Genomic DNA, 20,886 nt, shown 5'->3' with positions numbered 1-20,886 from the left:
AAGCCCGCCTGATTTCATCTGGTTCAGGGCGTAACTGAGAACCGGAGATTTGAGATATTGTCCTGAATTGAGATAACTTTCCCGCTATAGGTAATTTTCACTTCCCCGTTTGTATCCATACTGGCAGTGGTAATCGTGCCTGTACCTTCAATAACAGGATGCTTCATAGCAAGCTGATGGATAACGTCGGCATCATTCCCTGATATTTCCCCCGAGAGGTAGTAACGGTAGATTGTTGGCACGGTTGCGCCACCCTGATTGTTCACGGTCATATAGAGCCAGACGCTATCAGATAATTTATAAACGCGCTGTAGCTCATCGCTCTTTTGCTGACTGGGCTGGTGGTTTAGCCAGAGAAAACCAATGACCAGAGCCATAAGCGAAACGGTAACAAGGCGATGAATCCATTTAATAGCCGTTTTGAATGGCATAGTCTATTCCTTCTCTGATATTGCGTTGGTCGGTTGGGTCGTCTCCGTAAGGCGGCTTTTCGTACCATTTTCCCCATTCAGGTTTTGAGGTGCCTGCACGACCTTGAGCCCAGCCAGCTCCCATAAGAAGGATGTTTGCAGGGATACCCGCCGCAGTGCCAGCGGCTCCGAAGTTGAAGTTACCAAATGCAGCAAAATATGGGTCGAATTTTTTATAATCCCAGGGACCGCCATTACGAACTTTTTGGTAGAACCAATAATACGTTGAGGGAGTGGCCATATTACGCGACATGCCGTGCAGGCGTGCTTCACGCATGTTGTTAGCTATAACAATTGAGCCGGGGCCTGAAATAGGGACAGAAGCCATACATCCTCCTTTGTGTGGTTTTTCTTCTGACCGCTATCATAGTTTTATCTTCGAAATTGATTTGAGCAAAAAATGTTCAGAAAATCCTTATATTTTCAAACGTTTCATGATAGTTATCAGCACATAAAAAAAGCGGGTCAGTTTCCTGACCCGCTTTTTTGTCGCCTTCAACTGATTAGATCAGCTTCAGCGAAATCCAGTACAAACCACCAGACAACAGGATAGAGGCCGGGAGGGTGAATACCCAGGCCATCAGAATGTTGGTCACGGTTTTGCGCTGCAGACCGCCACCGTCAACAATCATGGTACCTGCCACGGACGAGGAGAGTACGTGGGTGGTAGACACTGGCATACCGGTATAGCTCGCCAGACCGATAGACACGGCTGCCGTCATCTGCGCGGACATACCCTGCGCATAGGTCATGCCTTTCTTACCGATCTTCTCGCCGATGGTGGTCGCCACACGACGCCAGCCAATCATCGTACCGATACCGAGCGCCAGCGCGACCGCCATGATGATCCAGATTGGCGCGTACTCAATGGTGTTGAGCATATCGCCTTTCAGTTTCTTCAGAAGACGCTGGTCATCAGCATTCACGTCAGGCAGCTTCGCCACTTTATCCGTCACATCAGAGATGCACAGCATAATGCGACGCAGCTGACCACGCTGTTCAACGGTCAGTTTGTCATAACTCTCGATAGTGCCCAGCATGCCTTTCGCACGTTCCAGCGCGTTAATCGCGTTTGCCGGATGGCAGTGGAACTCGCCTGGTACGGTGGTAGCGCCTGCTTCCGGAGAAGGAATCAACTGGTCAACGCCGGTCGCTTTCTTGAGAAGATCAGGATGCTGCTGGAAATAGATCTCGACGTTATTCACCGCATCACGGGTACGGGTGATTTCGTATCCGGAGGCATTCATGTTAACCACGAAACCTGCTGGCGCAACGCCAATCAGAACCAACATCACCAGACCAATGCCTTTCTGACCATCGTTCGCACCGTGTGAGAAAGCCACGCCGATTGCAGAAATGATCAGAGCGATACGTGTCCAGAATGGCGGTTTTTTCTTACCGTCTTTCTTCTCACGCTCTGCCGGAGTCAGGTGAATACGGGAGCGCTTTTTCGTGTTGCTCCAGTAACGACGCAGGATGAAAATTAATCCACCTGCAACCACCAGACCCACAATTGGGGAGACGATCAGCGAGGCAAAAATCCCCAGCACTTTCGGGATGTTTAACGCATCAACAACCGATGTACCGGTCATCAGGGCGTTAGTTAACCCGATACCGATAATCGCGCCGATGAGAGTGTGAGAACTGGATGCAGGCAGGCCGAAATACCAGGTACCGAGGTTCCAGATAATTGCAGCAAGCAGCATTGAGAACACCATAGCGAGGCCATGGCCAGAACTTACGTTAAGCAGCAGATCCGTTGGCAACATATGCACAATGGCATACGCAACGCTCAGTCCGCCCAGGAGGACACCAAAAAAGTTAAATACCGCCGCCATAACAACCGCCAGTTGCGATCGCATTGCGCGAGTGTAAATAACCGTTGCTACTGCGTTTGCAGTGTCGTGGAAGCCGTTGATCGCTTCGTAAAACAGTACAAAAACCAGAGCAAGCAATAATAAAAGCCCGGTATGTAAATCCAGGCCGGCAAACAAATGTAGCATAGGACGTTACGCCATTTTGAGGACATGAACGCGGCGCATTATCCAGGACAAATGCACGGCGGGCAAAGTGAAATATAGACTTTTTTTGACATACCACCTGATTTGGGAAAAGTGCCTGAAAGGATATTCTTTAAATTTCAATGAAATGGCTTTGTAATATCTTTTTACGCTGGTGTGACCACAGAGGAAACTTTACAATCCGCGGCAGTGAACAAAGAGGGTTTTGACGTGGAAAGGTTTGATGCCGTGGTCATTGGCGCCGGTGCGGCGGGTATGTTTTGTGCGGCGATGGCCGGACAAGCGGGTCGTCGCGTGCTGTTACTGGATAACGGTAAAAAACCAGGCCGTAAGATCCTGATGTCTGGCGGTGGGCGCTGCAACTTTACTAATCTGTATGTTGAACCCGCGGCCTATTTGAGCCAAAACCGTCATTTTTGCAAATCTGCGCTGGCGCGTTACACCCAGTGGGACTTTATCGACCTCGTGGGTAAACACGGTATTGCGTGGCATGAGAAGACGTTGGGTCAGCTGTTCTGCGACGATTCCGCGCAGCAGATTGTCGATATGCTGGTGGCCGAGTGCGAGAAGGGCGGTGTAACGATGCGCCTGCGCACGGAAGTGCTGGACGTTGCGCGTGATGAGCAAGGTTACACGCTGCAACTCAACGGTGAAACCGTCAGCACCGACAGCCTGGTGATCGCCAGCGGTGGTCTTTCTATGCCGGGTCTGGGTGCCTCGCCATTTGGCTACAAGATTGCCGAGCAGTTCGGCCTGAAGGTGCTGCCAACGCGTGCGGGGCTGGTGCCGTTTACGCTGCATAAACCGCTGCTGGAACAACTCCAGACACTTTCTGGCGTCTCGGTTCCGTCGGTCATCACCGCCGAAGACGGTACGGTATTCCGCGAAAACCTGCTCTTCACTCACCGCGGCCTCTCTGGCCCGGCGGTACTGCAGATCTCCAGCTACTGGCAGCCGGGGGAGTTTGTCACGGTTAACCTGCTTCCCGATTGCGATCTGGATGCCTTCCTCAACGAGCAGCGTGTGGCGCACCCGAATCAGAGCCTGAAAAACACCCTGGCAATGCAGCTGCCGAAGCGTCTGGTGGAATGTTTGCAGGTGCTGGGGCAGATCCCGGATGTTTCGCTCAAGCAGCTTAACAGCCGCGAGCAGGAGACGCTGGTGGAGACGCTGACAAACTGGCGCGTGCAGCCAAACGGCACGGAAGGCTACCGCACCGCAGAAGTCACGCTGGGCGGGGTCGACACGAATGAACTCTCTTCCCGCTCCATGGAAGCGCGCAACGTGCCGGGGCTCTATTTTATTGGCGAAGTGATGGACGTCACCGGCTGGCTTGGCGGGTACAACTTCCAGTGGGCATGGGCAAGTGCCTGGGCATGTGCTCAGGCTCTGGCAGATGTCCGAGGACAATAAAGTTGTACACAAAGCACTAAAGTTGTAACCATTCTCAAAAAACGACGCTAATGTTGTATACTTACTGAATGTGTGGTTATAGGGTTGGAGACTATAAAATGCACATATAGGTACGTATCAATGTCGTTTTTAGGGTACGATCATGGCTAGGGGTAGGCGTCTCAAATCCTATTTGGATTATGAAAATGCGCTAGGTGACGGCATAGGAGTGGGCTATGGCCAAAGTTATCAGCCCTGGCTTAGAGCTCAGGACGTTAAATCCCGTGGAAACCGTTCGATAGTCTTTGGCCTTAAGACGTTTCGAAACCATCATCTCCTTTCTTCTGTCGAAAGTAACTTTTTCTATCTGGCTGAGTTTAATGACTCGGTGATTGATATCCGGGAACAATTCCCACTCTTTCCTCTCCGGCTTACCCAACAAATAGCAAATCATCTACATTTTCAACATCCTATGGTGAGGGGAGTAAGAGGAGTACCTGTCGAAGTTCTGAATGTTATGACAACCGATTTTTTACTGACCTTGAGAACTCCTGAAGGCGGACTTCGATACAAAGCTATAGCAGTAAAACATAACGAGAGCATACCTGAACGCGAAGCCCAAAAACTTGAAATAGAGAGGATGTTTTGGCAGTTGATTGATGTTGAGTTTCAAATTTATGTTGGCTCGGAACTCAATAACGTCGTCGGTAAAAACATTTGCTGGGCTACTTCTGTATTAAGAGATGGTTCTGAATTTTATGATAAATATCCTCTTGATAAAATCCTATGGAAGCTTAAACCAGATGTTTATCCCATAGTAGGACTACGTGCAATGATTTCATCAATCTTTGGGGTAGACGCACAAGAAGCGATGATGTTATTGCAGGCAATGATTGGATTAAAAATGATAAATGTTGATTTATCATATCCAATACTCGAAACCGGTCTGATAAAGATAATTTCCAATGACCACTATATAGGACTGAACGCAAATGGATATTATTAGGAATTCAGTCTGGCTCTCTCAAGGCACTGATTTGCTTGCAGAGGGACTTTACCGTGTTTTGGATTTTGACAGAAAGGTCGATTTGTTAATTTTGTTTAAAATAAAATCAGAAAGAACGGGTAAGCCAATCCCTTTCTCATTTTCAATGTTTAAATATTATATTGAATCAAATAGCATAACTTGTAAAGATTATATATATCCTTCATATATGTTAGTAGATGAGAAAGAATTAACAGATAAAGACAGAGGAAGGCGAGATGAAAATTACAATATCATTAAAGATCTTGTAGATGACAGAATGTTTCTGTTCGACTATGCATTACATAAAAAGTCGCACCTTTTAATGGATTACTCAAGAAATAAAAAAATATCACAATATACTATCAGAACGCTTCTGGCGTTGTATTGGCGACATGGGCAGGATATTTATGCATTGCTACCCGCATTCTCGAACTGTGGCGCCGCTGGGAAAAGTAGAATCAAACATGAAATTAAACTTGGGAATTCCAAAAAAAACAGAGCATTACCTAATGAACGATCACGTGTTTTCATTCTTAATGAAAGAGATATAAATAATATTAGAAAATCTCTCATTACGTATCATTATAAAGTTAACGGAGATACGATAAAGAAAACATTAGAGAGACATATTGATTTGTATTTTAGGGATGAAATTAAAACAGCAAACCTAGAAAATAGAGCTCCATATGTTCCTTCTTTAAAACAATTTTCATACTGGAATAAAAAACTCTTCACTAAAGATTTCTCGATAAATAAGAAGAACACGAAAAAAGAAATAGACCTCAAAATGCGGGCGCTTTTAGGTAGTGTGGCTAATACAACTGTTTTGCCGGGTGATGTTTTCGAAATAGACTCAACTGTCGCTGATGTACATCTTATTTCGAGTTTAAACAGACGAAAAGTCATTGGGCGTCCTACTATTTATACAGTGGTGGATCGTGCAACAAGAATGATTGTTGGCCTTCATGTTTCTTTATACCATGCTTCATGGCGAGCCGCCCGACAAGCGTTAGCAAATTGCTTTATGCCAAAAAAAGAATATTGTAGATTATTTGGAATCTCTATTACTGATGATGATTGGCCTTGTTCTCACATTCCATTAACATTGATGTGTGACAACGGGGAGATGATTGGTCTTAAACCTCAGGAAGAGATGACCCCCCTGACAAAACTTGAGTTTGCGCCAGTCGGTAGAGGCGACAGAAAAAGCATTGTTGAACGCTGTTTCGGCATTCTGAATGATGAGGTTATTCATAGGCTTATTGGAACAACACGAAGGGGAAAGATTGTTAAAGGAGAGCCAACACCGCAATCCAGGGCTTGTTTAACGATTCAGGAGGTCACGTCTTTACTGATTCGGGAGATACTTGCACATAATCAGAGAACGTATGAGGAACTGGCTTATATCAATCCCTTACTGATTGAAAATGATCTCGTAATATCACCAAAAAATAGTTGGATGATAAGCTTAAAGCACGGGAGATTCAGCGCAAGAGCCGTTGGGGCCGACGAAGTGATCGCACGATTGTTAATCCCTGTGAACGCTAACATTACCGCCGGTGGGATTCAGTACAATAATCTTTTTTATGAATGTGATCCTGAAATTGCATCAGGTGTCAGAGTATTTGGAAGAACCACTTGTGAAGCAAGAATAGATGACAATTGCGTAGATTATATATATGTAAGATTTGACAAAAATAGCATTTTCAAAAAACATTACCTACTTAAGAAAAGAGATGTATTTAAAGGGAAAGCTCATCTTGATACAGATGTAATGGCTGATTGGGTAGATACTCAAAAAGAAATTAATTTATTTACTCTGGATTCGCTCAGCAATATCAATAATAAAGATGAATTTAACAGGAAAGGTAACGAAAGATTAAATGGAATATACGAATCTCGCCGGGTACATGGTAAAGATATTAAAAAGAACAGGAAAAATGAACTTGATTCATTAGGGCGAACTCATGTTGCTAATGGAAGATCTGAACCCCTACTTCCTTCATCCAGTAATGTTCTGCTTTTGCCTGGCCGGGAGGAGAAACAAAGATGGTTAAAAGGTAAGAAGAAGACTGAGGACGCAGAATAATGAATCTTATACGGCGCGTTTCAGCGATATATAAAGAACAGGAGTTACCTGAGTATCGTGGCAATCCCTTAATTGAAGCACTTCCTGAAGCGCTTACGGAAGATGAAGTACTTCTGGAAATGAGTTATTTCCCCGAAATTGACGAAAAAATCCGCTGGACTGCCCCGGCGAATGTTAGAGAGCAGTATGTCGAACGTATAAAGAAATTCCGTTGCCCTCAAACCAATCTTATCCAGGCTTATAAGATGATCTTACGGGCACTTAGGGAAAGCTATGCAGCTCGTAATCCTTTAAAAAGCGGAACAATTCAATATCTTCATTACTATGGAAATGAGCGTCCTGATATTGAGCCAGAAAGTGGATATTTTAAATCCCAGGCTGAAACTATTACGATAGTTGGAATGAGTGGTTCTGGAAAAACTACCATGATTGAGCAAGTCATGGATCATTTCCCTCAGATTATAGAACACAGCAGCTATAAAGGAGTTTTTCCCGGCTTCAGTAAGCAAATTGTATGGGTAAAGATTAATTGTCCATACAATTCAAGTGTGAGAGACCTTTGTGAAGAGATTTTACAAAAATTAGATGATGCAATTGGTATTGAACGAACTACACCTGAGATTAGAAATGGTGCTCTGGCTCGCCAGATTGCACAAAGAATTAAATCATCATTTTTGGGTATCCTTGTTATTGATGAAATGCAGAGGCTTAAATTTTCAAGAACCGGGGGTGAGAGTAAGTTGATTGATTTTTTACATGAAATTGTAGATTCCATGGGGGTATCTATGGTTTTTTGTGGAAATCATCCTTTTGACGAGACGCTGACAAAGAAAATGAGAATTGCCAGGCGGGCAGAGTCTGGTGGTTACATGAAAATTAAGAATGTTAGATACGATTCACAAGACTGGCAATCGTTTATTCATTATTTATGGCCATTACAATGGACAAATGTTGAAACTCCATTAAATGATGAGTTAAACGAAAAATTATTCATTTTATCTAAAGGCAATATTGGATTGGCTCAGATGATTTATCGGGGGGCACAATTAAAGGTTATCGGTAGCGGCAATGAAATCATCACTGGCGCAGTCTTGTCGGCCTCTGTACCGGTACTCGTGAGTCATACGGAGGAATATAAGGATACTCCACTCCCGGGGGCCGCGACTGAAGATGAGGAAGCTAAATGGCTCTCTGCATCTAATGAGGGTGATGCTTCGGCTAAAATCATGGCAGAGAAGTCCCTAAAGTCTTTGATCCCTGGGGATATAGACAGGCCACAGCACAAGGAATTCGTAGGAAAAATAGACGAGGTTTTGCGCAATTTCGACGAGAAAATACTGTCTCTTGACCACGATCTTGTTATCAACAGAACAGCTGAAAAGAAAAATACCTACGATGCTCTTCAGCGTTGCGGGCTTATAAATATAGATCCACTTAATAAATTGTAATGAGGTAACAGTTCGTAACGGTCAAAGAGAGGTGTGGGAAATGAGAATGTTGCCTGTTTTGCCTGATGAATCCTTGTTCAGCCGGTTTTGTCGGACAACTACCGTGTACGGTATGTCCCCATCTTCTCTGTTAACGATCATTTTCAACAAACCTGATATGAACGTCCATCCAATTCTCAATTCAGGATTAAAGGCTATTTCTCTTCATACATCCGAAAGTGCAGATCAGCTCTGGCATGAACAGACTTTACTCCCTCTTTTTGCCTGGGCACTACCAATCAGTCGTAATGAAATTATGGATTTCAACACGACCCCTGCCAGGCTTAATCGATTGTGCCGCCTTAGTAATTTTTCACTAGGGCAGCGCACACTATTGAAGTTTTGCCCGGTTTGCGCTCGTGAAGATACTTTTCATTATGGTGTTACTTATTGGCATCTGGCGCATCAGCTTCATGGGGTTACAACCTGCCATCGGCATCCGGTAGCGCTTGAAAGCATCCATGTCCCTTCTTCACCGCACATACGTATTGGACTGATGCCTCCTGTTTCGTATACAGAACAACTTAGCAATGAGATAGACTTCGATTTTGCTAAGTTTTGTTATGAGTCCCTAAATATAATCAGAAGAAAAGATATTACACACCCCAATTACATGGATGTACTTAAAAAGTTGAATTTATTATCATTGGATGGAAATTTAAAGAAAAATGTATTCTACGCACATGTTTATGCTAAGTGCCAGTTATTTGGGGAGGGTTCATCGGGACTTATACCAACATCCCTAACTGATTATCATTACTGGGAGCCTATACTCAAAGACAAATGTTGTCAGCATCCCACAAAGCATCTTTTGCTTTGTTATTGTTTGTTAAATACTTGCTGGCCAACGTATGCAGGAAGTCGTACTAATAAAAAGAAAGAAATCTTTAAAAGTCATAAGAAATACAGTTTTCATATAGTTGAAAATAATACTAGTGTTAGCAACCTTGGGAAGGAATTTAGTCGCAGCAGATGTTACATTAAAACACTTATTTATAAAAAATACCTGAGGGCGTTTAAGCGAAACACAAAAATTAATATATTCACTGAATTGCTTATCAAGTCTATGGCTGTAAGGGGGTTTAGTCTGGCATCCATAGCTGAGAAAAACTCATTATCGGAAGGAGCTGTATCCTCTGTAATTTCATCTTGTTACGGTTTATGCTCATGGCGTAAAAAATGTAAAAAAGATTCTTTAAGACGGCGTCATAAGCAGAAAATATTAAGATTTATACATAATCAATCCGTTTCTATAACACGAAAGTTAGTCAAAGAAAGTTGTTATGCAAGTTTCTATTGGCTAAATAAACATGAATGTGACTGGCTTAATTCCTGTCTTCCTAAAACAATACGATGCTATAAAAATAAAAGAGTAGACTGGAGCGAGAGAGATATTATCTCATCATCATTAATAAATGATGTTTTATCTCAGGGGCAGTACTCGATGTCACTTACAAGTCTAGATGCTTTACTGGGAGGGCATGGCTGGCTTTTGAAATACAGAGATAAACTACCAATGACAATGATACTTCTCAGAAAAATGGAACTAATTAAATAAGAGGGAGTTATATGGTTTACGAAAATGAATTGTGGCACAGTTTTCTTCTGCGTTCACAGATAATGTATAACTTATCCAATTGCAGGAACATAATATCAAAGCATGGCGCACTAAGGTACGATGCCTTTCCTCGTTTCGAACTGATTGATATGTACAAATTGCATAGCTTGCAGGATATATATGACATTCTTGCCACTAGAAATGGTTATATACTAACTTCCAATATAGTGTCGTTATCTTCTGGTGTTTACGGGTATTTTAACGCTGTTGAAGATGCCTGTCGGAAAAATTTTCACATAACTAATTCATATCCATTGGTAAACATCTCAAACATTCGTTACTGTCACAAATGTATTGTTGAAGATATACACTCTAAAGGCATTGGTTATCTGCGTCATAGATGGTTGTTTGAATCTAAATGTGCAGTTCATAGTACCAGTTTATATGAGGTTTGTTTTGATAACTATTTGAATGCAGTGAAAGGACTTAGTGACTTAATTATAAGTGGAATAAATCCTCATGGTTATTGTTCCCTTGTGGTTGACGTTTCAAACCCTTTCAAAAATCCAGTGTATATATTACCATGTGCACGTAATAAAATTTTAAAATGGATTTCGGACAATAAAAATATGCTGATTTACTTTCTCTTTGATCTCTTCAAATGTAAGTCGCATTCAAGTTTATCTAAGGTTATCGAAGTCAAGATAATGCATGATAGATATATTTCTGCGGTGTTCAAGATGTTAAGTGAAGTTAATTTTTGTAATTTCAACTCATTTATTTCTGATATTTTTGAGGACGTAAGTTATGCCTCTATCGGACTTGATGATTATTCTGTTAATGTGCATTTTCTCAGGCTAAGGGCTGCAGATTGTAAATTTTGCCAGTTGAATGGTAAATATTTTTGCTCACTTTACAATGTAAAACTTCTTCGCTAATTTCACTTCATTTATAAAATACTAAGAAAGCTAGTTAGATAAGGTTTTATATTTTGACTGGGGCAGGAATAAATTATCACTCATAGAGTTTCCCTGGGGGTTACCACCTGTGTATGATGCCGGTTAGCAACAACGTCTAAAAGACCTGCGATCACGTGGGTCCCTCTCCAGCAAAGGGGCAAGGGGTGCTATATAACGGTGTACTGCTTACCCAATACGGCCTTGTATTTGAAAGATGCCGCATCTTGGCAGGATTCGTATTACAGCCTATAGTCTGTTAATGAGCATTACAGCCTATATGCTGTAAATCCCTGCGTTATGCTTGTTAACTCGTCGATACGGAAGGTCACTTATGAACACTCAATACGCTTTGAAGACTTTGAATCAGTTACGTCCTGTTTTAATCGGCTTTCGCAAAGCCAATGGACTGACGCAAAAAGATGTTTCTGAACGTTTGGGTATAACACAGCAAACTTATGCCCGACTAGAGGCCAACCCTGCAAGTGCGGGTTTTGAGCGTTTGTTTAGGGTGTTCAGCGTCCTTGGAGTGGAGATCGTACTTTCATCCAGGGAACCATTGTCAGATGCAAAGCCCGAATACGGAGCTATGCACAATTATTCTTCACTTCCAGCCAGGCGGGAGAAATGGTGACGCCTGGCGCTTCCCGGTCTAATTTTTCTTCAACAAGATTAACCCCTTAGCGGCCTGAAGTATCAGGTTGCGATAGAGCCTTTCATTTCTTCTGTTATGTTAAATACACCATTTTGAGCTATTTCGCTCGGCCTTAAATTATCTCTTCATTCTTCAGTGAAAATTTTATGTCGATCACATTATCGATGAATTTAGGAAATAATCCGTAAATGAAAATCTATCTTCTTTTAAATTCATCAGTGTCAGTAGCAAATATTACGCATAAAAGAATGGTTATTATTATCATTTAAATTATAAAGCTCATGAGTCAATTCCAAAAAATATAATAAGCATTGAAATCATTACCCGTGATTCTGGAGTTTTAACTTTGCCATGTAACCAACCACAAGTTAGTTTCCGGTGTTTTGAGGGGCAGTAAAGTTCTGAAAGCGCGACCAGATCATAATCCCGAAATGTCGTTAAGATATTCTGAATAACGGTTATCCCTGCTTGTTGGCAGGCATTTGAAAATATATTTTGTATTCAGGTTGCAGCAAAACGCTTTCTTACACACAGGACTTCATATGCGGCTCAGAAAATTAAAACTGAAAAACTTCAGAGGCTACAGAAACTCTACTGAAATCATTATTGATGAAAGCATGACGGGTATTGTCGGTCGTAATGACTTTGGGAAATCAACGCTTCTGGAAGCGCTGGCTATTTTTTTTGAAACAGAAGGAATGAAGGCTGACAAGAATGACATGAACTGTTTCAGCCTAAGAGAAGGGGACGGCCGTTTTGAAATAGCCTGTGAATTTGATGACCTGCCCGATTTTATCATGATCGACGACAGGGTGCAGACCACGCTCGCCTCAGAACATCTGCTGAATGAGGACGGCAATTTTGAAATCGTCAAAACGTTTAAAGCAACGACCTCAGGAAAACCGGAGCAGACCTGCATCCGCTGCATCCACCCGGATGAGGAGCCCCTGAGAAATTTACTGGGCATGAAAATTTCTGAGCTCAAGGCGGTGGGAAAAGAAGTTGAAAAAAATGTGGCGGATAAACGCACTGCATCGTTATGGCGTCAGGCCATCAGGGAAGCCGCAGCCCCCTATACCTGTTCGGAAATTATGCTGGATGTCGATAAAGAGTTCGGAACCGACACAAAATCATTATGGGGTAAGATCCTCGATTTGCTGCCCACGTATGCGATTTTCAAAGCCGACAGGGAAAGCAGCGACGGGGATTCCGAAGCTAAAAACCCCTTACAGCAGGCCGTAAAAGACGCTCAGGCTGCGCTGCAGGACAAAATTACAGCGCTGGAAAATGAGATTCAGGACAGCGTCCTGGATGTCGCACAGAGAACGCTGGATAAATTACGTGAAATGGCCCCCGAACTCGCCAGTGAACTGACTCCACGATTTAAGGAGAAACCCAAGTGGACCTTCAATTTCACCCTGGACGGGGAAAATGGCATCCCCATCAATAAGCGCGGCAGCGGGATAAGGAGGCTTATCCTGTTGAATTTTTTTCGGGCTGAGGCTGAAAAGAATGTCGCGGGGACGCCCAGAAATGTGATTTATGCCATAGAGGAGCCTGAAACGTCACAGCATCCGAACTATCAGATGATGCTGATGAAAGCGTTACTGGCACTGGCAGGCCAGCCGCACCGTCAGATTATCGTCACCACCCATGTCCCGGCGCTGGCCGGATTAATCCCTGTCGAAGGCGTACGTTATGTTACCCGAAATGAGGCGGGTGAACCCGTAGTAAAAATGCCGGATGACGCAGTGCTGAAGGAAGCCACTGAAAGCCTGGGGGTGCTGCCAGAGACCGGTATGGAAAGGGCGCAGGGGATTGTTCTGGTAGAGGGAAAGTCGGATGTTACTTTCCTGAGGCATGCGGCCAGTTCATTAAAACAGTCAGGTGCGCTGCCAGCCTCTCTGGAGGACGTGAAAATAGTGCCAGTCCTCATAGGAGGGTGTGGTAGCGTCAAACACTGGGTTACATTGAATCTGGCCAAAGATCTGGGGCTTCCCTGGTGCGTATTTCTGGACTCCGATATTGGGGGAGACCCTGCACAGGTTCTGTCCATCCAGAAGCGTAAAAAAGAAGTAGAGGAGGCCGGTAAGGTATTTTTCGCTACGCGCAAACGTGAGATAGAAAACTATCTGTGCCCGGATCTTATCGAGGAAATTACTGGTGTAGCCGTCACGTTTACGGACACCTGTGACGCTAAAAAAATAATCGGCCGGGCTGTGGGAATGAAACCCGATAATGTACTAGATAAATTCTGGCCTCAGATGACATCAGAAAGAATCATCTCAAGATCAACCTATCATGACGGAACGCAGGAGAGAAGCGAGCTGGTTGAGATCCTGAGCGACATTGTATCCATGACGAGATAATGTATTAAATAAGCATCTCAGGTGCATATATTCCGGTCCTCAACAAAGGACCGGAGTACAGAGTAGTAAAAACCCGAAATTAATCGGGTTTGAATTATATAAAGATTAACCGACTCCCGCGCCCAGGAACGATGTAAAATCACGCTTGTCGTGACATTTCTACAATGTTTACTTTTGACTATCAAGCCATTTATTCATCTGCTCAATTTCACCTTTTTGAGCTTTAATGATGTCCTGCGCGAGCTTTCTCATTTTCGGATCTTTTCCGTATTTGAGCTCGGTCTCAGCCATTGCTATTGCCCCTTCATGGTGCGCTACCATGCCTTTCGCAAAAGCCTTGTCGGGATCGGACTCATTTACGGCAGCCATCATTTTGTCATGCATGTCTTTCATGCCAGCCATATATTCCTGTGACGAAGCCGAGGTAGACATATCAGTCATTTTCATTTCTGAATGTTCTGCTGAAATCGCTGGCAGGGATAACATTAATACTGCAAATAAAGTGTTTCTGGCTTTCATAAAAAATATCCTTTTAGCGTTGATGCCCGTTAACTGTAGCAGAATCTGATAAAAATGCCCCCTGTAGGGGGCAAAGATGTTGCCATATATCCGGTTACGGAAAAATCTATCAAGGAAATAAGGACAGCACAGATACTTCCCTCGCCGTCAGCCTGCACTGAGCATGCGACGATGCGCTTCGGCCATGGCCTGATGTGGGCCAGACTGACCGTTATTCATAAATTCATGGGCAACTGCAGCTCTTTCATGCTCATTCATTGCCGCTAATGACTTCGACGGCCCGGTAGGGGAAACGGTCTGACTTCCCATCATCCTCTGATGACTTTCCACCATTTTCTGGTGCGCATCCGCCGACCCGTTCGTCATGGTTTCATGAGCAATAATGGCCTGTTCATGCTGGTCCATACCGGCCATACGAGGTGCAGTCCCCTGGATCCCGACAGGAGCCGCAGCAGACTGCATCTGGTGAGCAGGTGCCTGTGCATTGTTGACCCGCTCATGGATATTCACGGTTTCAGTGGCCCAGGCCGAAGAAATTAAGCCAAAGCCCAGCAAGGATGCTAATACGATATTTTTCATGATAACTCTCCATTTCTTAATTAGTGATGTCCGGGGGAGTACAACCGGTGTTTTCAGTTCCATAACTGAAACAGGTTCGGAAGTGTTTATTTCTCCGGGAGGGGACTGGATATTCATTTCCTGGCGTCCACTGACGCCGGATATTGATAAAGCAATCCAGCCTTCCTGATAAGTTGCACTAATTATATCGAATGGCTTCTGTTTGCTGCATGACAGGCTAATGACATCTTTGTCATTTAAATCTTTATTCCCAGCACTGGGTGTCCGGAATCATTTTCTCCAGTCTGGGCACGGATAAGATAAAACGCGTTGAGTGTACGTCCGATTCCACCTGCACTCTTCCGTGATGTGCTTCCACGATTGACTTCACAATCGCAAGGCCGATGCCGCTGCCTTCTCCTTTTCGTTGTCTGGACGGATCCACCCGATAAAAACGGTCAAACAACCTTGATAAATGCTCTTCAGGGATTGGTTTCCCCGGATTTTCAATCACAAGGTCAAAAAAGCTCTCCTGCTCTCTTATTGAGACGGTGATTGCCTGTCCCTCCGGGGTATAACGCAGGGCATTGGATAACAGATTATTGATCGCCCTTCTGAACATTTGTGGATCTCCCTCAACCAGGCAGGGCATCCCGTTAAATTTGAGCGTGATATTGCGTTCTTCGGCCCAGGCTTCGAAAAACTCGAAGACTTTCATGACTTCCGCTCTGAGGTCAAACATGACCCTGTCAGGTATCAGCTGATTATTATCTGCCTGTGCCAGGAACAGCATATCGCTGACCATTTTGGTCATCCGGTTATACTCTTCAAGACTGGAATAGAGGACATCCTCAAGTTCCCTCTGTGTTCGATCCTGACTCAGTGCGATTTCAGTCTGCGTCACCAGATTGGTGATGGGCGTTCTGATCTCATGCGCGATATCGGCAGAGAAATTGGCCTGGCGGGTAAAGACATCCTCAATCTTTCCAATCATATGATTGAACGAGATAACCAGTTGCTCCAGCTCAATGGGAACGCGTGTCGGTTCCAGTCGCGCATCAAGATTCTCGGAGGTGATGTTTTTAATGGCATTGCTGACATTACGAAGGGGCAGGTGCCCCTGACGGACAGCGATTCGAATGATCAGAACAATCAACAGGCTTATCACGACGGCAATCGCAATCAGGTTCTTTTTCAGCGCATCGAGGTAATGGAGATGGAAATTAATGGATAGGCCAGTCAGCATGACATAGTTCTGCTGTTTGCCCTGAAATATCGCCTGACCAGAGGAGGCGATAATCCTGTATGTTTCCATCTTCATTTCGGACCCGGTATCCATCGGTCCCGCAGGATCCTCCACCGTCCAGAGAAAGACATCCCGTGCGCGGCTGTGCTCGCTAAAATCTGCTGAATTCACTGCCGGGCGTAGTGCCGCCCCCTGAGCTGAGCTAAAGAGCACTTCCCCCCTGGGATTGAGGAGCAAAAGGGCAACGTTGCGGTAGCTGGCAATTGATTCCTTTATTTTGCTTATTTTTTTATCATCCGGATCCACCGGGGACTGCAGTATACGGTTCAGTGTGGTGCTGATTTGTTGAAGATCGCTGACATCCTGCTCGGCAAAATGATTTTCAACAGAATGCAGCATAAACCAGGTGAATGCGATAAAAGCCAGTATCGTGGACAGGCTGATAAAAAAGGTCAGCCGCAGAGCGAGCGAGAAAGGGCGTCTGGAAGGTTTGCTATGCATCCGGGACCTCCAGCATGTAGCCCACGCCCCGGACTGTCTGGATCAGCTTTGTCTCGTAATCGTTGTCTATTTTAGCGCGGAGTCGCTTTACTGCGACATCGATCGCATTAGTGTCGCTGTCAAAATTCATGTCCCAGACCTGAGAGGCAATCAGGGAGCGGGGAAGAACCTCTCCCTGATGGCGAATGAAGAATTCCAGCAGGCTGAACTCTTTACTGGTGAGCACAATGCGGTTTCCGGCGCGACTGACTTTTCTGGATACGAGATCAATCGAGAGGTCAGCCACCTTAAACTGGCTTTCCGTGATCATCGTGTTTCCCCGCCTCAGAAGGGTTCTCACCCGGGCGAGCAGTTCGGCAAACGCAAAGGGTTTAACCAGATAATCGTCCGCACCCAGTTCCAGTCCTTTGACCCTATGTTCGATCGTGCCGAGGGCTGTCAGCAGTAAGACCGGCATACCCTTTCCGGCAGTGCGCAGCATGCGGATGATATCCCAGCCGTTCACATCAGGTAGCATGATATCCAGAATGACTAAATCATACTCGGCTGTCATGGCGAGATGATATCCGGTAAGACCATTATCAGCGTGATCCACTACGAACCCTGCCTCTGTAAGCCCTTTGCTGAGATATTCACCTGTTTTAATTTCGTCTTCGACGATCAATATTTTCATCTTGCTCCCCGGCTGGCTGCTAATGTCATTCTATTGCGCCCACGATCGTTATCAACGGATTACAGCAAAAATGACAACATTGTCATTATCCTGTCACCCGGCAAACAGAGAGCGTTAGGTAAAGTACCCCTATCAATACTCTGGACTTCATTTGAACCATTTACCAGGTCTGCCTGGACGAGAAGCGTTATGTTCAAATTAAAATTACTCAGCATTAGCACGATATTCATCCTGGCAGGCTGCGTGTCGCTTGCGCCTGAATATCAGCGGCCCGCAGCACCGGTACCCCAGCAGTTTTCACTGTCCCATAACAGCCTGACGCCAGCGGTAAATGGCTATCAGGATACGGGCTGGCGTAACTTTTTTGTCGATCCCCAGGTTACCCGGTTGATCGGTGAAGCTCTGACTAATAACCGTGATTTGAGAATGGCTGCCCTGAAGGTTGAAGAGGCCCGAGCCCAGTTCAACGTCACGGATGCAGATCGTTATCCCCAGCTGAATGCCTCATCCGGGATAACATACAGCGGTGGTCTGAAAGGTGACAAGCCGACCACACAGGAGTACGACGCGAGACTGGAGCTCAGCTATGAGCTCGATTTTTTCGGCAAACTTAAGAACATGAGTGATGCTGATCGCCAGAACTACTTTGCCAGCGAAGAAGCCCGTCGGGCCGTACACATCCTGCTGGTATCCAACGTTTCACAAAGCTATTTCAGCCAGCAACTGGCGTACGAACAACTTCGTATTGCGCGGGAAACGCTGAAAAATTATCAACAGTCCTATGCTTTCGTTGAGCAGCAGCTCGTGACCGGGAGTACGAACGTTCTGGCACTTGAACAGGCGCGAGGACAAATCGAAAGTACCCGCGCCGAAATAGCCAAACGAGAAGGCGATCTGGCTCAGGCAAACAATGCCCTGCAACTGGTGCTGGGAACGTACCGCGCACTTCCGTCAGAAAAAGGGATGAAAGGCGGGGAGATAGCCCCAGTAAAATTGCCACCAAATCTGTCTTCACAAATTTTGCTGCAGCGACCGGATATTATGGAAGCGGAATATCAGCTGAAAGCGGCTGATGCCAATATTGGCGCAGCGCGAGCGGCCTTTTTCCCCTCAATTACCCTGACCAGTGGTCTTTCCGCAAGCAGTACGGAGCTGTCCAGCCTGTTTACGTCAGGAAGTGGAATGTGGAATTTTATCCCTAAAATTGAAATTCCTATATTTAATGCTGGCAGGAATAAAGCCAATCTGAAGCTGGCTGAAATTCGCCAGCAACAGTCGGTGGTTAATTACGAACAAAAAATTCAGTCAGCCTTTAAGGATGTTTCCGACACGCTTGCGCTGCGCGACAGCCTTAGCCAGCAACTTGAGTCACAGCAGCGTTATCTTGATTCACTTCAGATAACTCTCCAGCGTGCCAGAGGATTGTATGCAAGTGGTGCTGTCAGTTACATCGAAGTGCTGGATGCAGAACGTTCCCTCTTCGCTACCCAGCAAACCATTCTCGATCTTACCTATTCCCGGCAGGTTAACGAAATTAATCTGTTTACCGCGCTGGGTGGCGGTTGGGTAGAGTAAATTTATTTAATTAATCAGGAAATTAAAATGCGTAATTCACTTAAAGCCGTTTTATTTGGTGCCTTCTCTGTCATGTTTTCTGCCGGTCTTCATGCTGAAACACATCAGCATGGCGATATGAATACTGCCAGTGATGCTTCGGTACAGCAAGTTATCAAGGGCACCGGTGTCGTTAAAGACATTGATATGAATACTAAGAAAATCACCATTTCGCATGAAGCAATTCCAGCGGTGGGCTGGCCTGCAATGACCATGCGCTTTACTTTTGTTAATGCAGACGATGCTATTAATGCCCTGAAAACAGGCAACCATGTCGATTTCTCGTTTATTCAGCAGGGCAATATCTCCTTACTCAAAAGCATTAACGTGACGCAGTCCTGATTGGCTGTCCGGAGCGATTACATCCTGTGCGCCTGTACATTCACATAGGTATATGTGTGAGTTAACCGTCAGGCGCATATGCCAGGTGTTTTGATTTTTTAGCGGAAAATTGTATGGCTTCTTTAAAGATAAAATATGCTGCAATAATTATCAGCAGCCTCATAGCAGGGGGGCTGATATCGGTTACTGCCTGGCAGTATGTAAACTCAGCACAAAAGACAGAAAAAACAGAACAAAAGGCACCGGAACGAAAGGTGCTTTTCTGGTATGACCCAATGAAACCGGATACCAAATTTGATAAACCCGGAAAATCGCCCTTTATGGATATGGACCTGGTGCCAAAATATGCTGATGACAGTGGCGATAAAAGCAGTGGCGGGATCCGTATCGACCCAACCCAGGTTCAGAATCTGGGATTAAAAACGCAAAAAGTCACGCGAGGAATGCTGAATTATTCTCAGACAATCCCGGCTAATGTCAGCTATAACGAGTATCAGTTTGTTATTGTGCAGGCGCGTTCTGACGGGTTTGTCGAAAAAGTCTACCCCATGACGATTGGCGATCATGTGAAGAAGGGGACGCCACTTATCGATATTACCATTCCGGACTGGGTGGAAGCACAGAGTGAATTCCTTCTGTTATCCAGCACCGGTGGTACTTCCACGCAAATTAAAGGCGTTCTGGAACGGCTTCGCCTGGCAGGTATGCCGGAAGAGGATATTCAGAGACTGCGTTCTACCCGGAGCATTCAGACCCGTTTTACCATTAAAGCACCTATTGATGGTGTCATTACTGCATTTGACCTGCGCACCGGCATGAATATTTCGAAAGATAAGGTGGTGGCTCAGATTCAGGGAATGGACCCGGTCTGGATCAGCGCTGCAGTGCCAGAATCTATCGCCTATCTGCTGAAAGATACGTCGCAGTTTGAAATTTCGGTACCGGCTTATCCGGATAAAACATTCCATGTCGAAAAATGGAATATTCTTCCCAGCGTGGATCAGACAACCCGTACGCTTCAGGTCCGTCTCCAGGTTTCTAATAAGGATGAGTTTCTCAAGCCGGGCATGAATGCCTATCTGAAACTGAATACCAGAAGCCAGGAGATGCTGCTGATACCAAGCCAGGCCGTTATCGATACCGGCAAAGAACAGCGCGTGATTACTGTTGATGATGAAGGCAAGTTTGTGCCGAAACAGATCCACGTTCTGCATGAGTCACAGCAACAGTCCGGCATCGGCTCCGGCCTGAATGAAGGCGATACCGTGGTGGTCAGTGGCCTGTTCCTCATTGACTCTGAAGCCAATATTACGGGCGCACTGGAACGTATGCGCCACCCTGAAAAAACAGAAAGCAGTATGCCAGCAATGTCTGACCAGCCTGTAAATATGCATTCAGGGCACTGAGGA

18 protein-coding genes are annotated in these 20,886 nt (G+C 45.1%); 11 read left to right on the top strand and 7 right to left on the bottom strand.

Features of this window, described 5'->3' with window-relative positions; all coding sequences use genetic code 11:
• Nucleotides 1–23: 23 nt before the first annotated feature.
• The 3 genes from ACJ9Y9_RS22670 to pitA all read right to left on the bottom strand — a co-directional run bounded on the left by ACJ9Y9_RS22670 (nt 24) and on the right by pitA (nt 2,473).
• On the bottom strand, nt 24–431 hold the full coding sequence (locus ACJ9Y9_RS22670; RefSeq protein WP_028018335.1) for a hypothetical protein: 408 nt from the start codon (nt 429–431) through the stop codon (nt 24–26).
• On the bottom strand, nt 409–798 hold the full coding sequence (locus tag ACJ9Y9_RS22665) for a polymorphic toxin type 44 domain-containing protein (RefSeq protein WP_028018334.1): 390 nt from the start codon (nt 796–798) through the stop codon (nt 409–411). Before ACJ9Y9_RS22665 ends, ACJ9Y9_RS22670 begins: the two co-directional genes overlap by 23 nt.
• Before the next feature lie 175 nt (nt 799–973).
• Complete coding sequence (gene pitA / locus ACJ9Y9_RS22660) at nt 974–2,473, bottom strand: inorganic phosphate transporter PitA (protein WP_028018333.1); 1,500 nt, start codon at nt 2,471–2,473, stop codon at nt 974–976.
• Between the two features lie 228 nt (nt 2,474–2,701).
• Here pitA and ACJ9Y9_RS22655 point away from each other — a divergent pair, with 228 nt between their 5' ends.
• From ACJ9Y9_RS22655 to ACJ9Y9_RS22620, 8 genes are all read left to right on the top strand, one after another.
• Nucleotides 2,702–3,904: an NAD(P)/FAD-dependent oxidoreductase gene (locus ACJ9Y9_RS22655; protein WP_407221115.1), complete on the top strand. Its 1,203-nt coding sequence runs from the start codon at nt 2,702–2,704 to the stop codon at nt 3,902–3,904.
• A 142-nt stretch (nt 3,905–4,046) separates the two neighbouring features.
• Complete coding sequence (locus tag ACJ9Y9_RS22650; RefSeq protein WP_000090707.1) at nt 4,047–4,889, top strand: TnsA endonuclease N-terminal domain-containing protein; 843 nt, start codon at nt 4,047–4,049, stop codon at nt 4,887–4,889.
• The gene (locus tag ACJ9Y9_RS22645) at nt 4,876–6,999 is read left to right on the top strand and encodes a transposase (RefSeq protein WP_235172751.1); all 2,124 of its coding nucleotides are present in this window, start codon (nt 4,876–4,878) and stop codon (nt 6,997–6,999) included. Before ACJ9Y9_RS22650 ends, ACJ9Y9_RS22645 begins: the two co-directional genes overlap by 14 nt.
• On the top strand, nt 6,999–8,447 hold the full coding sequence (locus ACJ9Y9_RS22640) for an ATP-binding protein (protein ID WP_001049180.1): 1,449 nt from the start codon (nt 6,999–7,001) through the stop codon (nt 8,445–8,447). The genes ACJ9Y9_RS22645 and ACJ9Y9_RS22640 overlap by 1 nt, the downstream gene beginning before the upstream one ends.
• 40 nt (nt 8,448–8,487) lie before the next feature.
• The gene (locus ACJ9Y9_RS22635) at nt 8,488–10,044 is read left to right on the top strand and encodes a TnsD family Tn7-like transposition protein (RefSeq protein ID WP_001324699.1); all 1,557 of its coding nucleotides are present in this window, start codon (nt 8,488–8,490) and stop codon (nt 10,042–10,044) included.
• An 11-nt stretch (nt 10,045–10,055) separates the two neighbouring features.
• Nucleotides 10,056–10,982: a hypothetical protein gene (locus ACJ9Y9_RS22630; protein WP_000262423.1), complete on the top strand. Its 927-nt coding sequence runs from the start codon at nt 10,056–10,058 to the stop codon at nt 10,980–10,982.
• A gap of 352 nt (nt 10,983–11,334) precedes the next feature.
• A complete protein-coding gene (locus ACJ9Y9_RS22625; RefSeq protein ID WP_001097216.1) occupies nt 11,335–11,634 on the top strand; it encodes a helix-turn-helix transcriptional regulator in 300 nt (99 codons plus the stop codon).
• 563 nt (nt 11,635–12,197) lie between these two features.
• A complete protein-coding gene (locus tag ACJ9Y9_RS22620; RefSeq protein ID WP_001239419.1) occupies nt 12,198–14,024 on the top strand; it encodes an AAA family ATPase in 1,827 nt (608 codons plus the stop codon).
• A 168-nt stretch (nt 14,025–14,192) separates the two neighbouring features.
• Here the strand turns inward: ACJ9Y9_RS22620 and ACJ9Y9_RS22615 are convergent, their stop codons facing one another.
• From ACJ9Y9_RS22615 to silR, 4 genes are all read right to left on the bottom strand, one after another.
• Nucleotides 14,193–14,543, bottom strand: coding sequence for a DUF305 domain-containing protein (locus ACJ9Y9_RS22615; protein WP_000647571.1), 351 nt, complete (start codon nt 14,541–14,543; stop codon nt 14,193–14,195).
• Nucleotides 14,544–14,690: 147 nt separating this feature from the next.
• A complete protein-coding gene (gene silE, locus ACJ9Y9_RS22610; protein ID WP_000790485.1) occupies nt 14,691–15,122 on the bottom strand; it encodes a silver-binding protein SilE in 432 nt (143 codons plus the stop codon).
• Nucleotides 15,123–15,366: 244 nt separating this feature from the next.
• Complete coding sequence (gene silS / locus ACJ9Y9_RS22605) at nt 15,367–16,848, bottom strand: copper/silver sensor histidine kinase SilS (protein WP_000555736.1); 1,482 nt, start codon at nt 16,846–16,848, stop codon at nt 15,367–15,369.
• Nucleotides 16,841–17,521: a copper/silver response regulator transcription factor SilR gene (silR, locus tag ACJ9Y9_RS22600; protein WP_000697968.1), complete on the bottom strand. Its 681-nt coding sequence runs from the start codon at nt 17,519–17,521 to the stop codon at nt 16,841–16,843. The genes silS and silR overlap by 8 nt, the downstream gene beginning before the upstream one ends.
• A 189-nt stretch (nt 17,522–17,710) precedes the next feature.
• Here silR and silC point away from each other — a divergent pair, with 189 nt between their 5' ends.
• From silC to silB, 3 genes are all read left to right on the top strand, one after another.
• A complete protein-coding gene (gene silC, locus ACJ9Y9_RS22595; RefSeq protein WP_000475506.1) occupies nt 17,711–19,096 on the top strand; it encodes a Cu(+)/Ag(+) efflux RND transporter outer membrane channel SilC in 1,386 nt (461 codons plus the stop codon).
• Nucleotides 19,097–19,123: 27 nt separating this feature from the next.
• On the top strand, nt 19,124–19,477 hold the full coding sequence (gene cusF / locus ACJ9Y9_RS22590) for a cation efflux system protein CusF (protein WP_001246155.1): 354 nt from the start codon (nt 19,124–19,126) through the stop codon (nt 19,475–19,477).
• 113 nt (nt 19,478–19,590) lie between these two features.
• Nucleotides 19,591–20,883: a Cu(+)/Ag(+) efflux RND transporter periplasmic adaptor subunit SilB gene (gene silB / locus ACJ9Y9_RS22585; protein WP_000157620.1), complete on the top strand. Its 1,293-nt coding sequence runs from the start codon at nt 19,591–19,593 to the stop codon at nt 20,881–20,883.
• Nucleotides 20,884–20,886: the final 3 nt, after the last annotated feature.

The sequence above is a fragment of the Enterobacter sp. CPE_E1241 genome, from assembly GCF_045618265.1.
Lineage (GTDB): Bacteria > Pseudomonadota > Gammaproteobacteria > Enterobacterales > Enterobacteriaceae > Enterobacter > Enterobacter adelaidei.
Note: the sequence above shows the minus strand (reverse complement) of the source record. Positions and strands in the feature narration are given on the sequence as shown.